Source organism: Variovorax sp. Varisp36, from assembly GCF_047304235.1.
Lineage (GTDB): Bacteria > Pseudomonadota > Gammaproteobacteria > Burkholderiales > Burkholderiaceae_C > Variovorax.
Genome location: NZ_JBGLYU010000003.1, coordinates 179,494 through 194,095 on the forward strand (window position 1 = coordinate 179,494; position 14,602 = coordinate 194,095).

General features: G+C 67.2%; 12 protein-coding genes. 10 read left to right on the plus strand and 2 right to left on the minus strand.

The genetic code is table 11. The features are described from left to right. The first annotated feature begins 14 nt into the window (after window positions 1-14). The 9 genes from ACCD11_RS03620 to ACCD11_RS03660 all read left to right on the plus strand — a co-directional run bounded on the left by ACCD11_RS03620 (window position 15) and on the right by ACCD11_RS03660 (window position 10,128). On the plus strand, window positions 15-344 hold the full coding sequence (locus ACCD11_RS03620; RefSeq protein ID WP_056588578.1) for an NAD(P) transhydrogenase subunit alpha: 330 nt from the start codon (window positions 15-17) through the stop codon (window positions 342-344). Next, the gene (locus ACCD11_RS03625; RefSeq protein ID WP_007828437.1) at window positions 341-1,768 is read left to right on the plus strand and encodes an NAD(P)(+) transhydrogenase (Re/Si-specific) subunit beta; all 1,428 of its coding nucleotides are present in this window, start codon (window positions 341-343) and stop codon (window positions 1,766-1,768) included. The genes ACCD11_RS03620 and ACCD11_RS03625 overlap by 4 nt, the downstream gene beginning before the upstream one ends. A 100-nt stretch (window positions 1,769-1,868) precedes the next feature. Then, entirely contained in the window at window positions 1,869-3,548 is a 1,680-nt protein-coding gene (locus ACCD11_RS03630; protein ID WP_413312430.1) for a long-chain-fatty-acid--CoA ligase, read from the plus strand. Window positions 3,549-3,598: 50 nt separating this feature from the next. After that, the gene (locus ACCD11_RS03635; RefSeq protein WP_056515149.1) at window positions 3,599-4,603 is read left to right on the plus strand and encodes an ABC transporter permease subunit; all 1,005 of its coding nucleotides are present in this window, start codon (window positions 3,599-3,601) and stop codon (window positions 4,601-4,603) included. Window positions 4,604-4,607: 4 nt separating this feature from the next. Next, complete coding sequence (locus ACCD11_RS03640; protein WP_413312432.1) at window positions 4,608-5,516, plus strand: ABC transporter permease subunit; 909 nt, start codon at window positions 4,608-4,610, stop codon at window positions 5,514-5,516. Between the two features lie 118 nt (window positions 5,517-5,634). Continuing rightward, window positions 5,635-6,660: an ABC transporter ATP-binding protein gene (locus tag ACCD11_RS03645; RefSeq protein WP_413312433.1), complete on the plus strand. Its 1,026-nt coding sequence runs from the start codon at window positions 5,635-5,637 to the stop codon at window positions 6,658-6,660. After that, window positions 6,657-7,688, plus strand: coding sequence for a dipeptide ABC transporter ATP-binding protein (locus ACCD11_RS03650; protein WP_413312434.1), 1,032 nt, complete (start codon window positions 6,657-6,659; stop codon window positions 7,686-7,688). The genes ACCD11_RS03645 and ACCD11_RS03650 overlap by 4 nt, the downstream gene beginning before the upstream one ends. 37 nt (window positions 7,689-7,725) lie before the next feature. After that, on the plus strand, window positions 7,726-9,357 hold the full coding sequence (locus tag ACCD11_RS03655) for an ABC transporter substrate-binding protein (RefSeq protein WP_007832675.1): 1,632 nt from the start codon (window positions 7,726-7,728) through the stop codon (window positions 9,355-9,357). Between the two features lie 3 nt (window positions 9,358-9,360). Continuing rightward, window positions 9,361-10,128 carry a 5'-methylthioadenosine/adenosylhomocysteine nucleosidase gene (locus tag ACCD11_RS03660; protein WP_413312436.1) on the plus strand — a complete coding sequence of 256 codons (768 nt, stop codon included), beginning with the start codon at window positions 9,361-9,363 and terminating at the stop codon, window positions 10,126-10,128. Here ACCD11_RS03660 and ACCD11_RS03665 read toward each other — a convergent pair. Continuing rightward, a complete protein-coding gene (locus ACCD11_RS03665; RefSeq protein ID WP_007832679.1) occupies window positions 10,121-10,873 on the minus strand; it encodes a YoaK family protein in 753 nt (250 codons plus the stop codon). The genes ACCD11_RS03660 and ACCD11_RS03665 overlap by 8 nt on opposite strands. Window positions 10,874-10,930: 57 nt before the next feature. Then, window positions 10,931-11,917, minus strand: a complete 987-nt coding sequence (gene corA / locus ACCD11_RS03670) for a magnesium/cobalt transporter CorA (protein WP_007832681.1) — start codon at window positions 11,915-11,917, stop codon at window positions 10,931-10,933. Window positions 11,918-12,140: 223 nt separating this feature from the next. Here corA and ACCD11_RS03675 point away from each other — a divergent pair, with 223 nt between their 5' ends. Then, a complete protein-coding gene (locus ACCD11_RS03675) occupies window positions 12,141-14,261 on the plus strand; it encodes an ATP-dependent helicase (RefSeq protein ID WP_413312438.1) in 2,121 nt (706 codons plus the stop codon). Window positions 14,262-14,602 lie beyond the last annotated feature (341 nt).

The window sequence follows — 14,602 nt, forward strand, 5'->3', positions numbered from 1 at the left end:
GAGGAGAAGAACCCATGGATCCCGTTTCCCATACCGTCATCAACCTGATCATCTTCGTGCTGGCCATCTACGTGGGCTACCACGTGGTGTGGACCGTCACGCCCGCGCTGCACACGCCGCTGATGGCCGTGACCAACGCCATCTCGGCCATCGTGATCGTGGGCGCCATGCTGGCGGCCGCGCTCACCGAAACCACTTTGGGCAAGACCATGGGGGTGCTCGCGGTCGCTCTCGCGGCGGTGAACATCTTCGGCGGCTTCCTCGTCACGCGGCGCATGCTCGAGATGTTCAAGAAGAAGGAAAAGAAGGCCGCACCGAAGGCTGACGCAGGAGCAGCCCAATGAGCATGAACGTCGTCACGCTGCTGTACCTGATCGCCAGCGTCTGCTTCATCCAGGCCTTGAAGGGCCTGAGCCATCCCACCACTTCGATCCGCGGCAACGTCTTCGGCATGGCCGGCATGGCCATCGCCGTGCTCACCACCGGCGCGCTGATCTACAACATCGCCGGCGGCCACCTCATGGGCCTGGCCTGGGTGCTGCTGGGGCTGGTGGCCGGCGGCGGCTACGGCGCCTGGCGCGCCAAGACGGTCGAGATGACCAAGATGCCCGAGCTGGTGGCCTTCTTCCACAGCATGATCGGCCTGGCGGCGGTGTTCATCGCGGTCGCGGCCGTGGTCGAACCCGCGGCCATGCTCGAAGGCATCGCCAAGGGCGCGCCCATCCCCACGGGCAACCGGCTCGAGCTGTTCCTGGGGGCGGCCATCGGCGCCATCACCTTCAGCGGCTCGGTCATCGCCTTCGGCAAGCTCTCGGGCACCTACAAGTTCCGCCTGTTCCAGGGCGCGCCGGTGCAGTTCGCGGGCCAGCACATGCTGAACCTCGTGCTCGGCCTGGCCATGATCGGGCTGGGTCTGGTGTTCATGTTCACCGAGAGCTGGCCGGCCTTCTTCGCGATGCTGGCGCTGGCCTTCGTGATGGGCGTGCTCATCATCATCCCGATCGGCGGGGCCGACATGCCGGTGGTGGTGTCGATGCTCAACAGCTACTCGGGCTGGGCGGCCGCGGGCATCGGCTTCAGCCTGAACAACGCGATGCTGATCGTGGCGGGCAGCCTCGTGGGCAGCTCGGGCGCGATCCTGAGCTACATCATGTGCAAGGCGATGAACCGCTCGTTCTTCAACGTGATCCTGGGCGGCTTCGGCGGCGAGGCGGTCAGCGCGGGCGGCGGTGCGAAGGAACAGCGTCCGGTCAAGAGCGGCAGCGCCGACGACGCGGCCTACATGCTGTCCAACGCCGAGACCGTGATCATCGTGCCGGGCTACGGCCTGGCGGTGGCGCGCGCGCAGCACGCGGTCAACGAGCTGGCGGAGAAGCTCACGCACAAGGGCGTGACGGTGAAGTACGCGATCCACCCGGTGGCCGGGCGCATGCCGGGCCACATGAACGTGCTGCTGGCCGAGGCCGAGGTGCCGTACGACCAGGTGTTCGAGATGGAAGACATCAACGGCGAGTTTGCGCAGGCGGACGTGGCGATCATCCTGGGGGCCAACGACGTGGTGAACCCGGCCGCGCTCACCAAGGGCACGCCGATCTACGGCATGCCGATCCTGGAGGCCTACAAGGCCAAGACCGTCATCGTGAACAAGCGCTCCATGGCCGCCGGTTATGCGGGCCTGGACAACGAGCTGTTCTACATGGACAAGACGATGATGGTCTTTGGCGACGCAAAAAAAGTAGTGGAAGATATGGGCAAGGCCATCGAATAGGCCGAAGGTCCACGCCCGCGCAGCGGGCGAGCTCTTCGCGGCGCCACCTCGTGCGCCGTTTTCGTTTTCAACAGTCCGACTCCCGGAGGAGACAAATCCAATGACCGATCGTCCCTGGCTCAGCAGCTATCCGCAGGGCGTGCCCGCCGATATCGATGCCTCGCAGTACACCTCGCTGGTCGCACTCATGGAAGAGAGCTTCGCGAAGTACGCCGACCGCACGGCCTACAGCTTCATGGGCAAGGACATCAGCTACGGCGAGACCGACAGGCAGAGCAAGGCCTTCGCAGGTTACCTGCAGAGTCTGGGCCTGGCCAAGGGTGACCGCGTGGCGGTCATGATGCCCAACTGCCCGCAGTACCCGATCGCGGTGGCGGGCACCCTGCGCGCCGGCCTGATCCTGGTCAACGTGAACCCGCTGTACACGCCGCGCGAACTCGAGCACCAGCTCAAGGACTCGGGCGCGAAGGCCATCGTCATCATGGAGAACTTCGGCACCACGCTGCAGCAGTGCATCGCAGCCACGCCGATCAAGCACATCGTGCTGGCCTCCATGGGCGACCGCCTCGGCTTCCTGAAGGGTGCGCTCGTCAACTACATGGTGCGCAACGTCAAGAAGCTGGTGCCCCAGTTCAGCCTGCCGGGTGCGGTGCGCTTCAACGAAGCGCTCGACAAGGGCGCGAGTGCTTCGGTGAAGCCCGTGGCCATCGGGCCTGACGACGTGGCCGTGCTGCAGTACACCGGCGGCACCACCGGCGTGTCGAAGGGCGCAGTGCTGTTGCATCGCAACGTGATCGCGAACGTGCTGCAGTCCGAGGCGTGGAACGAGCCGGTCATGAACAAGGTACCGGCCGGCGAGCAGCCCACCAGCGTGTGCGCCCTGCCGCTGTATCACATCTTCGCGTTCACGGTCGGCATGATGCTGAACATGCGCACGGGCGGCAAGCTGATCCTGATTCCGAATCCGCGTGACATCGCGGGCGTGCTGAAGGAGCTGTCGAAGCACACCATCCACAGCTTCCCGGCCGTCAACACGCTGTTCAACGGGCTGGCGAACCACCCCGACTTCAACACCGTCAACTGGAAGAACCTCAAGGTCTCGGTCGGCGGCGGCATGGCGGTGCAGGCCGCGGTCGCGAAGCTGTGGCTCGAGAAGACCGGCTGCCCGATCTGCGAAGGCTACGGCCTGTCGGAAACCTCGCCGTCGGCCACCTGCAACCCGACCAACAGCACTGCCTACACCGGCACCATCGGCCTGCCGCTGCCGAGCACCTGGCTCAAGCTGCTCGACGACGACGGCAACGAAGTACCGGCCGGCGAGCGCGGCGAAATCGCCATCAAGGGCCCGCAGGTGATGGCCGGCTACTGGCAGCGCCCCGACGAGACCGCCAAGGTCATGACGCCCGACGGTTACTTCAAGAGCGGCGACATCGGCGTGGTCGACGAGCGCGGCTACTTCAAGGTGGTCGACCGCAAGAAGGACATGATCCTGGTGTCGGGCTTCAACGTGTACCCGAACGAGGTCGAGGACGTGGTTGCACTGATTCCGGGCGTGCTCGAATGCGCCGCGGTCGGCGTGCCCGACGAGAAAACCGGCGAGGCCGTGAAGCTGGTGATCGTCAAGAAAGACCCTTCGCTCACGGAAGCGCAGGTGCGCGAATACTGCCGGGCAAACCTTACGGGTTACAAGCAGCCGCGAATCGTGGAGTTTCGTAGCGACATGCCGAAGACACCGGTCGGAAAGATCCTTCGCCGCGAGTTGCGCGACGCGAAGAAGTAAGGGTTCGGCCCGGTGAGGGCTGCGGCATCGATCTTGCATATTCGCGATCGATGTTTCGATTCCTCCTGACCCGCGTGAGCCTGCTGGTGCCGACCTTCATCGGCATGACGCTGCTCGCTTTCTTCCTCATCCGGCTGGTGCCGGGCGACCCCATCGAGACGATGGCCGGCGAGCGCGGGATCGACCCCGTGCGCCACGCCCAGCTGCGCACCGCGTACGGCTTCGACAAGCCGGTGATCGTGCAGTACGGCATCTACATCGGGCGCGTGCTGCACGGCGACCTCGGCAAGTCGCTGATCACGCAGGACACGGTGATGAGCGAGTTCCTCGCGCTCTTTCCTGCCACGGTCGAGCTCGCGGCCTGCGCCATTCTTTTCGCGCTGCTGCTCGGGCTGCCGGCCGGCATCCTCGCGGCAGTGCGGCGCAATTCCATCTTCGACCACGGCGTGATGGCCACCTCGCTCACCGGCTACTCGATGCCGATCTTCTGGTGGGGGCTGCTGCTGATCCTGTTCTTCTCGGTGCAGCTCGGGTGGACGCCTGTGTCGGGGCGCATCGCGGTGCAGTACTACATCGAGCCCGAAACCGGCTTCCTGCTGATCGACTCCCTGCGCGCCGGTGACATCGGTGCCTTCTGGTCGGCATTGCACCACCTGATCCTGCCGGCCATCGTGCTCGGCACGGTGCCGCTCGCGGTCATTGCGCGCATGACGCGCTCGGCCATGCTCGAAGTGCTGGGCGAGGACTACATCCGCACCGCGCGCGCCAAGGGGCTGTCGCGCTTTCGCGTGGTGGGGCTGCATGCGCTGCGCAATGCGCTGATCCCGGTCGTGACCGTCATCGGGCTGCAGGTGGGCGTGCTCTTCACGGGCGCCATCCTCACCGAGACCATCTTCTCCTGGCCCGGCGTCGGCAAGTGGCTCATCGAGGCCATCGGCCGGCGCGACTATCCGGTGCTGCAGGGCGGCATGCTGCTGCTCGGAGGAATCGTGATGCTGGTCAACCTGCTGGTCGACGTGGCCTACGGCGTCATCAACCCGCGCATCAGGCACTGAAGCCATGGCGACGACACAACAAGCAGTCCCGGCCGGCACAAGAAGCGCGGCGCCCCCAGGACCCTGGCGCGAGTTCTGGACGGCCTTCTCCGCCAACCGCGGCGCGGTCATCGGGCTCGCCACCATCGTCGTGCTGCTGCTGATCGCGCTGTTCGCGCCGTGGATCGCACCGCACGCGCCCAACGAGACCAACAGCGCCGTCTTCCTGCTGCCGCCAGCGTGGCAGCAGGGCGGTTCCGCGAGCTACCTGCTCGGCACCGACGCGATCGGGCGCGACATCCTCTCGCGCCTGATGCACGGCGCACGGCTGTCGCTGTCCATCGGCGTCGCGGTGGTGGCCATTTCGGTGGCCGTGGGCGTGGTGCTCGGGCTGATCGCGGGCTTCTTCCGCGGCGTGCTCGAGATCGCGATCATGCGGTTGATGGACATCGTGCTCACGATGCCGAGCCTGCTGATGGCGATCGTGATCGTCGCGATCCTCGGGCCGGGGCTGATCAACGCGATGATCGCCGTGGCCATCGTCGTGCTGCCGCACTATGTGCGCATCACGCGTGCGGCCGTCATCGCCGAAATTTCGCGCGACTACGTGACCGCTGCTCGCGTGAGCGGCGCCGGCACACTGCGCCTGATGTTCCGCGAGGTGCTGCCCAACTGCGCCGCACCGCTGATCGTGCAGGCCTCGCTCGGCATCTCGACCGCCATCCTCGATGCGGCCGCGCTCGGCTTCATCGGCCTGGGGGCGCAGCCGCCGTCGCCCGAATGGGGAACCATGCTGGCCGACGCGCGCGAGTTCGTACTGCGCGCCTGGTGGGTCGTCACCTTCCCGGGCCTGGCGATCCTTGCGGCCGTGCTGGCCTTCAACCTGCTGGGCGACGGGCTGCGCGATGCGCTCGACCCCAAATTGAAACGATGAACAGTATCGACCGCCTCATTCCAGGGATACCGCGGAACCGGCTTTGCCGGGCCGCAGGTATCGCCCCCTGCAAGGGGGTTGGCGCAGCGACACGAAGTGCGCGAAGACTGGGGGTGAGATGAGTCTCCTGGACATCAAGGACCTGCACGTCGAGTTCCCGACGCAGGGCGGCGTGCTGCATGCGGTGGACGGCGTGAGCCTCACGCTCGAAGAAGGCGAGGTGCTCGGCATCGTCGGCGAGTCGGGTTCGGGCAAGAGCGTCACGATGATGGCGCTGATGGGCCTCGTCGGCTTTCCGGGCCGCGTGCGCGCCGAGCACATGCGCTTCGCGGGCAAGGACCTGCTCGGCATCTCCGACAAGGCGCGCCGCGCGTTGGTCGGCAAGGAGGTCGCGATGATCTTCCAGGAGCCGACCACCAGCCTCAACCCCTGCTTCACCATCGGCTTCCAGCTCATGGAAACGCTGCGGCTGCACCTGAAGCTCGACAAGCGCGAAGCGAAGAAGCGCGCGACCGAACTGCTCGAGCAGGTGGGCATTCCGGCCGCATCGTCGCGCCTGGGCAGCTATCCGCACCAGCTCTCGGGCGGCATGAACCAGCGCGCGATGATCGCCATGGCCATCGCCTGCAATCCGCGCCTCCTGATCGCCGACGAGCCGACCACCGCGCTCGACGTGACCATCCAGGCGCAGATCCTCGACCTGCTGCGCGAGCTGCAGAAGGAGCGCGGCATGGCGCTGGTGCTCATCACGCACAACATGGGCGTGGTGAGCGAGATGGCGCAGCGCATCGCCGTGATGTACGCGGGGCAGGTGATGGAGCACCAGCGCGTCGACCGGCTCTTCGCATCGCCGCAGCATCCGTACACCGAGGCCCTGCTGGCGGCGCTGCCGGAACGCGCTGCGCCCGAGGGGCGGCTCGCCACCATCAGCGGCGTGGTGCCGGGCGTGCACGACCGGCCCGCGGGCTGCCTGTTCGCGCCGCGCTGCGGCTACGTCACCGAGCGTGCCTGCCAGGTGCGGCCGGCGCTGCGCGAATCGCAGGGCGCCGAGGTGCGCTGCCACTTTCCGCTCGGCGAACCGGGGCGCATGGCGGCCATCGCGCAAGACCCGCCGCGGCAACAGGCGATCGAGGTGCTGCCATGAGCGGGACATCGAACGCCGTTTCGACCGAAGTGGTCGTGGAGGCGAGCAACCTCCAGCGCACTTACGACATCCGCCGCGGGCTGTTTCGCGCGCCCGCGCACCTGCGGGCCGTGGGCGACATTTCCTTTCGCATCGAGCGCGGGCGCACGCTGGCCGTGGTCGGCGAGTCGGGCTGCGGCAAGTCGACGCTGGCGCGCATGGTCGCGCTGATCGAGAAGCCGACCGCGGGGCAGCTCACGCTGGTGGGGGCCGACGCGGTGAACCCGCCGTCCGAACGCAGGCGCGAGCTGCGCCAGGCCGTGCAGCTGGTGTTCCAGAACCCCTACGGCTCGCTCAATCCGCGCAAGAAGATCTCGACGGTGCTCGAGGATCCGCTCGCCATCAACACCACCATGGGCAAGTCGGAGCGCGCCGCCAGGGCCGGCGACATGCTCGCGCGCGTGGGCTTGCGGCCCGAGTACGCCAACCGCTATCCGCACATGTTCTCGGGCGGCCAGCGCCAGCGCATTGCCATCGCGCGCGCGCTGATGCTCAACCCGCGCCTCCTTGTGGCCGACGAGCCGGTGTCTGCGCTCGACGTGTCGATCCAGGCGCAGGTGCTCAATTTGCTGGCCGACCTGCAGGCCGAACTGGGCCTGGCGTACCTTTTCATCTCGCACGACCTGGGCGTGGTGCGCCACATCGCGCACGACGTGCTCGTGATGTACCTCGGCCACGCGGTGGAGCAGGGCCCCAAGTCGCGCATCTTCGCGCGGCCGCTGCATCCGTACACGCAGGCGCTGCTGGCGTCCACGCCGGGGCTCAGCAGCCGGCGCATCGTGCTCAAGGGTGAGCTGCCGTCGCCGCTGAGCCCGCCTCCCGGCTGCGTCTTCAGCACGCGTTGCCCGCACGTGCAACCGCGCTGCCGCGAGGAGCGGCCGCTGCCGCGCTTACTCGACGAACGTCTGGTGGCCTGCCACTACGCCGAGCAGTTTCTCGATGGTGCGGCCCCCGTGCGCGCCGATGGTCCCGTGCTCGCCGCGCCGTAGGCGGCGGCTTTTCTCAACCCTGTCTCGAGGAGTCCCCATGAAGACCCAGCCCACCGTTTCGCGCCGCTCACGAAGCCTGGCGCTCCTGGCGCCGACAGCGCTTGCAGCCCTTACCCTGGCCTGCGGCGCGGTGTCTGCCAAGACGCTGGTGTATTGCTCCGAAGGAAGCCCGGAGAACTTCTACCCCGGGATGAACACCACTGGCACCTCGTTCGACGTGACCACGCAGGTCTACAACACCATCGTCGAATTCGAGCGTGGCGGCACCAAGGTCGTGCCGGGCCTGGCCGAGAAGTGGGACATCTCCGCCGACGGCACGCAGTACACCTTCCACCTGCGCAAGGGCGTGAAGTGGCACAGCACCAGCAAGAGCTTCAAGCCCACGCGCGACTTCAACGCCGACGACTTCATCTTCATGCTCGAGCGCCAGTGGAAGGAGAGCGACCCGTTCTTCAAGGTCACGAGCCAGAACCACTCGTACTTCAACGACATGGGCATGCCCAAGCTGCTGAAGACGGTGGACCGCATCGACGACTACACGGTGAAGATCGTGCTCAACCAGCCCGAGGCGCCGTTCCTGGCCAACCTGGCGATGCAGTACGCCGGCATCCAGTCGAAGGAATACGCCATCGCCATGCTGAAGGCCGGCACGCCCGAGAAGGTCGACCAGGATCCGATCGGCACCGGGCCGTTCTACCTCGTGCAGTACCAGAAGGACGCGATCATCCGCTTCAAGGCCTTCCCGCAGTACTGGGGCGGCAAGGCCAAGATCGACGACCTCGTGTTCGCGATCACGCCCGACGCATCGGTGCGCTGGGCCAAGCTGCAGAAGGGCGAGTGCCATGTCATGCCGTACCCGAACCCGGCCGACCTCGACGCGATCCGCAAGGACCCGAATGTTCAGCTGCTCGAGCAGCCCGGCCTGAACGTCGGCTACCTCTCGTACAACACCACGAAGAAGCCCTTCGACGACGTGCGCGTACGCAAGGCCATCAACATGGCGATCAACAAGAAGGCCATCATCGACGGCGTGTACCTCTCGACCGGCGTGGCCGCGAAGAACCCGATTCCGCCGACCATGTGGTCCTACAACGACGCGGTGAAGGACGACCCCTACGACCCCGAAGCCGCGAAGAAGCTGCTGGCGCAGGCCGGCTTCCCCGACGGCTTCTCGACCGACCTGTGGGCCATGCCGGTGCAGCGCCCGTACAACCCGAACGCCAAGCGCATCGCCGAGCTGATGCAGGCCGACCTCGCCAAGATCAACGTCAAGGCCGAGATCAAGAGCTTCGAGTGGGGCGAGTACCGCAAGCGCCTGCAGGCCGGCGAACACCAGATGGGCATGCTGGGCTGGACCGGGGACAACGGGGACCCCGACAACTTCCTCTACACGCTGCTGGGTTGCGCTTCGGCCAAATCGGCCAGCGGCAGCAACATCTCGAAGTTCTGCTACCAGCCGTACGAAGACCTCGTGGTGAAGGCCAAGAGCGTCACCAAGCAGGCCGAGCGCGACGCGCTCTACAAGAAGGCACAGCTCATCTTCAAGGAGCAGGCGCCGTGGTTCACCATCGCGCACGCGGTGCAGCTGAAGCCGGTGCGCAAGGAGGTCGTCGACTTCAAGCTCAGTCCGTTCGGCCGCCACACCTTCTACGGCGTGGATATCAAGTAGCCGATGCACGCGCCCGTTGCCATCGTCGCCGCGATGCACGAGGAGTTGAGTGCGCTCCTTGCGCAGATGCCCGACGAGCAGCGCGTGCGCGTCGCCGGCCGCGACTTCTGGGTCGGCCACCTGCAGGGCCAGCCCGTGGTTGCGGTGCTCTCGCGCATCGGCAAGGTCGCGGCCGCGGTCACCGCCACGGTGCTGCTTGAACGCTTCGGCGTGCGGGCCCTCGTGTTCACGGGCGTGGCGGGCGGGCTCGCGCCGGGCGTGCGCGTGGGGGACGTGGTAGTCGCGACCGAACTGCTGCAGCACGATCTCGATGCATCTCCGATCTTCCCGAAGTACGAAGTGCCGTTGATGGGCCTGTCGCGTTTCGTTGCGGACCGCGTGATCGGCGATGCGCTGTCGGGCGTCGCCGCCAGCGTGCTGCGCGATCCAGTGGCACTGACGGGACGGGCGGCCGTCGACGAGTTCGGCCTGCAGTCGCCGAGGGTGCACCGGGGCCTGCTGGCGAGCGGCGACCGCTTCGTGTCGACCACCGCCGAGAGCGAAGCGCTGCGGCGCGATCTGCCCGATGCGCTTGCGGTCGAGATGGAAGGCGCGGCGGTGGCGCAGGTGTGCCACGACTACGGCGTGCCCTTCGCGGCCATGCGAACGATCTCCGACCGCGCGGACGACGAAGCGCATGGCGACTTCGCGCGCTTCGTCTCGCTGGTCGCGAGCCGCTACAGCCTCGCGCTGGTCGGCGCGTGGCTCGCCACGCTGCCGGCCGTCAGCTGAGCGAGGCGCCGCGACGCGGAATGTCGCGCAGCAGCGGTGGTATCGACAGTGCGAGCAGCAGCGCGGCCAGTGGCACGACGCAGACGAACCCCACGTACTTGAAGCCGAGCGCTCCCACCGCCCCGCCGAGCACGAACATGCCGACCAAGCCGCCCGCGCGGCGCATGCGGCGGCGGTCGTGGCGCACCGCCATCGGGGCGGATCCGGCGCGGCCGTTCCAGTAGAGCATCTTGCCGATCTCGATCCCCATGTCGGTGATGTTGCCCGTCATGTGGGTGGTGCGGATGCTGCCGCCCGAGGTCTTCGACGCCACCGCGTTCTGCAGGCCCATGATGAAGGACAGCAGCAGCACCGTGAGCGGCACGGCGAAGGGCGTGGGCCAGGTCAGCGTGATCGCGCCCATGAGCCCGAATGGGAACATCAGCGCAGCTTCGAGCATCAGCGGCAGGGCGTAGACGCCGTGCATGCGGTGCTGCCGGCCCCAGTTCACCAGCATGGCGCAGACCGCGGCGCCGGTCACGAAGGCCAGGATCGCGCCGAGCGCGTTCAGCAGCAGCTTGACGTTGCCCAGCACCATGCCGTCCGCCAGCTGCGAGGCGAAGCCGGTCATGTGCGAGGTGTACATGTGAAGCACGAGGAATCCGCCCGCGTTGACGGCCCCGGCATTGAAGGCCAGCAGCAGGCCCAGCGCGGTGTTGGTCGACGGCGCGCGGTGGCGGTTGGTGAGGAAGCGGATTCTGCGCACTGTGGCTCTCCGGGTCAGCGCTTGCTGCCAGCCACTCTAGCATCCGCCGCGCGGCGCCTACTTGAGCCAGCCGCGCCGGCGGAAGTACCACATCGGCACCAGCGCGCTGGCCGCCATCAGCACGATGGCATACGGATAGCCCAGCGACCAGTCGAGCTCGGGCATGAACTTGAAGTTCATGCCGTAGATGCTCGCGATCAGCGTGGGCGGCAGCAATGCGACGCTGGCCACCGAGAAGATCTTGATGGTCTTGTTCTGGTTGATGTTGATGAAGCCGACGGTCGCATCCATCAGGAAGTTGATCTTGTCGAACAGGAAGGCCGTGTGGTTGTCGAGCGACTCGATGTCGCGCAGGATCTGCCGCGCCTCCTCGAACTGCTCGGCGTTGAGCATGCGGCTGCGCATCATGAAGCTGACCGCGCGGCGCGTGTCCATCACGTTGCGGCGGATGCGGCCGTTCAAGTCTTCCTGGCGGGCGATGGCGCCCAGCACCTCGCCGGCCAACTCGTCGCTGACGTTGCCCTCGAGCACTTTCTTGCCCGCGATCTCGAGTTCGTCGTAGATGTTCTCGAGCGTGTCGGCCGAGTACTCGGCGTCGGCATCGAACAGCTTGAGCAGTACTTCCTTCGCGTCTTCGATGAGCCCGGGCGCGCGGCGCGCGCGCATGCGCAGCAGCCGGAACACGGGCACGTCCTCGTCGTGGATCGAGAACAGCACACCGCGGCTGCGAAGCTCGGTGTTGTGCTGGTTCAGGATGAACGCCACGCGCACCGAGCGCGGATCTTCGTCGTCGTCGATCAGGAAGTCGGAGCGGATGTGCAGCTCGCCGTTGTCTTCCTCGTAGAAGCGGGCCGACTCCTCGATGTCCTCGTCCATCGCGTCTTCGGGAATCGAGAGGCCGTAGTACTGCTTGATCCAGCGCTTCTCTTCGAGCGTGGGCGACTCGAGGTCGACCCAGATCGGCTGGAACCTGGAGAGCTCCTCGAGCGACTCGATCTCTTCCTGGACGAGGCGGCCGTTGGCGAGCGTAAAGATGTTGAGCATGGGCTCACTCCCGGGTATGACTGAAACGTTGGGCGAGGGAGGGGCGCTTTCAATTCCCGGGCCCGACGCGCGAAAAAAGCGTCAGTGAAAGGGAGTTGAAAGCTGCCGAGACGGGGCGGTTTCCATAGGAAGAATCTCCGGTTGCAGCGAGGCGCGATTATGTCACCGGCCACATGACTGCCCCATGCTTGGGCTGGACGGACATACAGTAAAGTCGCTCTCCATGCAGACCGCTGCGCTTCCTGTTTTTCCCGCCGCGCCGAAGACCCAGGCCGAGCGCCTGGCCGCCGCGCTTGCGACGCTCAACGATGCGCAGCGCGCTGCGGTCGAGCATGGCGTGGGTGCTGCGATAGCCGAGCGCGACGAGCGGCCGCTGCTCGTCATTGCCGGCGCCGGCTCGGGAAAGACCAGCACGCTGGCGCACCGCGTCGCACACCTGATCGCGGGCGGTGTCGATCCGCAGCGGCTGCTGCTGCTGACTTTCTCGCGCCGCGCCGCGCAGGAGATGGAGCGCCGCGCCGGCCAGGTGCTGGCGCGGGTGCTCGGCCTGAAGTCCGAGGTGCCGCCCGCGCTGCCGTGGGCCGGCACCTTCCACGGCATCGGCGCGCGGCTGCTGCGCGAGTACGCGCCGCAGATCGGGCTCGGCGAGAACTTCACGATCCATGACCGCGGCGATGCCGAAGACCTGATGGGGCTGGTGCGCCATGAGCAGGGCCTGTCTTCCACCGTGAACCGTTTTCCGCGCAAGGGCACCTGCCTGTCGATCTACTCGCGCTGCGTCAACACGCGCGCGCCGCTGGCCGAGGTGCTGAAGGAAGCCTTTCCCTGGTGCGGCGAATGGGAGGCCGAGCTGAAGAAGCTGTTCGGTGCGTATGTCGAGGCCAAGCAGCAGCAGAACGTGCTCGACTACGACGACCTGCTGCTCTACTGGGCCGGGATGGCCGCCGAGCCCGCGCTGGCCGCGCACATCGGCGCGCGCTTCGATCATGTGCTGATCGACGAGTACCAGGACACCAACCTGCTGCAGGCCTCGATCCTGCTGGCGCTCAAGCCCGATGGACGCGGGGTGACGGTGGTGGGCGACGACGCGCAGTCGATCTATTCGTTTCGCGGCGCGACGGTGCGCAACATCCTCGACTTTCCGTCGCAGTTCACGCAGCAGGCCCGAGTCGTCACGCTGGAGCGCAACTACCGCTCGACGCAGCCGATCCTGGACGTCTCGAACCGCGTGATCGCGCAGGCCGCCGAGCGGCACGCCAAGACGCTGTGGACCGACAAGCCCTCGGCCGGCAAGCCGCTGCTGGTGCTCGTGCCCGACGAGGCCGGGCAGGCACGCTGGGTGGCCGACAAGGTGCTGGCGCACCGCGAAGGCGGGCTGGCGCTGAAGTCGCAGGCGGTGCTGTTCCGCACCTCGACGCACAGCGCGGCGCTCGAGCTCGAGCTGGCGCGGCGCAACATCCCCTTCGTGAAGTTCGGTGGGCTCAAGTTTCTCGAGGCCTCGCATGTGAAGGACCTGCTCGCGGTGCTGCGTTTTGCGCAGAACCCGCGTGGGCGCATGGCGGGGTTCCGTGTGACGCAGCTGATACCGGGCATAGGCCCCGTGACCGGCGCGCGGCTGCTCGATGCGATGGACCAGGCGGCAGACCCGGCCGCGGCAGTGCGCGACTTCGTGCCACCGGCCACTGCTCGCGCGCAATGGGGCGACTTCGCTGCAGCCTACGCCGCCTTGCGCGCGCCGGCGCTGAAGTGGCCGGCCGATGTCGAACTGGCGATGGCCTGGTATCTGCCGCACCTGGAGCGCCTGTACGAGGACACGTCCGGCGTGCGGCGCGCCGACGTCGAGCAATTGGCCCGCCTCGCCGCCGGGTATGCCTCGCGCGAACGCTTCCTCGCCGAACTCACGCTCGACCCGCCCGAGGCCACCAGCGACCGTCCGGGCCCGCCGCTGCTCGACGAGGACTACCTGATCCTCTCGACGATCCACTCGGCCAAGGGGCAGGAATGGAACTCCGTACATGTGCTCAACGTGGTCGACGGCTGCCTGCCGGCCGACGTGGCGCAGAGCGCGCACGAACTGGAAGAAGAGCGCCGGCTGCTCTACGTGGCGATGACCCGGGCGCGCGACCACCTGCACCTGCTGGTGCCGCAGCGCTTCCACATCACGCAGCAGGCGGCGCGCGGCGACCGGCACCTGTATGCCAACCGCACGCGCTTCATTGCCGAAGCCGATCTGGCCGGCTTCGAGCAGCAGACCTGGCCCCCTCCGCCGGAGCGGCCGCCGGCCGTGCCGCCGCCGAGCGCGGTGATCGACCTGCGCAACCGGATGCGCGCGGCCTGGCGCTGACTGGGCAGCTGCCGGCCCTTCCGGCGGCAGGGTCACGCGCTGCCGGAAGATGAAACACTTGTTCCGGATGAATCGCCGCATCGCCTGCCCTGCGCGCGGCAGATGCTATCGATTCGCTAGCGTGTGAAATGCCGCACACAAAGCGCAGAAACCCCGGGCAACTCAGGTATTGCAATACCGTGACAGCTTGGGCATAGTGAATCGAACTTGCCCTCTGCCTTCTTCTTTTCTTGGGCCGCGGCCCGCCCCCCCCCCCCCCCCCCGGGGGGGGGGCGGCGGGGGCGGGGGGGGCGGGGGGGGGGGGGGGCGGCGGCCCGGGAGGAGGGGGGGGGGGGAGGTTT

Bases quoted from the DNA above. Each gene is read 5' to 3' on its own strand.
- ACCD11_RS03620 (WP_056588578.1), top strand. From the start codon at position 15: ATGGATCCCGTTTCCCATACCGTCATCAACCTGATCATCTTCGTGCTG.
- ACCD11_RS03625 (WP_007828437.1), top strand. From the start codon at position 341: ATGAGCATGAACGTCGTCACGCTGCTGTACCTGATCGCCAGCGTCTGC.
- ACCD11_RS03630 (WP_413312430.1), top strand. From the start codon at position 1,869: ATGACCGATCGTCCCTGGCTCAGCAGCTATCCGCAGGGCGTGCCCGCC.
- ACCD11_RS03635 (WP_056515149.1), top strand. From the start codon at position 3,599: ATGTTTCGATTCCTCCTGACCCGCGTGAGCCTGCTGGTGCCGACCTTC.
- ACCD11_RS03640 (WP_413312432.1), top strand. From the start codon at position 4,608: ATGGCGACGACACAACAAGCAGTCCCGGCCGGCACAAGAAGCGCGGCG.
- ACCD11_RS03645 (WP_413312433.1), top strand. From the start codon at position 5,635: ATGAGTCTCCTGGACATCAAGGACCTGCACGTCGAGTTCCCGACGCAG.
- ACCD11_RS03650 (WP_413312434.1), top strand. From the start codon at position 6,657: ATGAGCGGGACATCGAACGCCGTTTCGACCGAAGTGGTCGTGGAGGCG.
- ACCD11_RS03655 (WP_007832675.1), top strand. From the start codon at position 7,726: ATGAAGACCCAGCCCACCGTTTCGCGCCGCTCACGAAGCCTGGCGCTC.
- ACCD11_RS03660 (WP_413312436.1), top strand. From the start codon at position 9,361: ATGCACGCGCCCGTTGCCATCGTCGCCGCGATGCACGAGGAGTTGAGT.
- corA (WP_007832681.1), bottom strand. From the start codon at position 11,917: ATGCTCAACATCTTTACGCTCGCCAACGGCCGCCTCGTCCAGGAAGAG.
- ACCD11_RS03675 (WP_413312438.1), top strand. From the start codon at position 12,141: ATGCAGACCGCTGCGCTTCCTGTTTTTCCCGCCGCGCCGAAGACCCAG.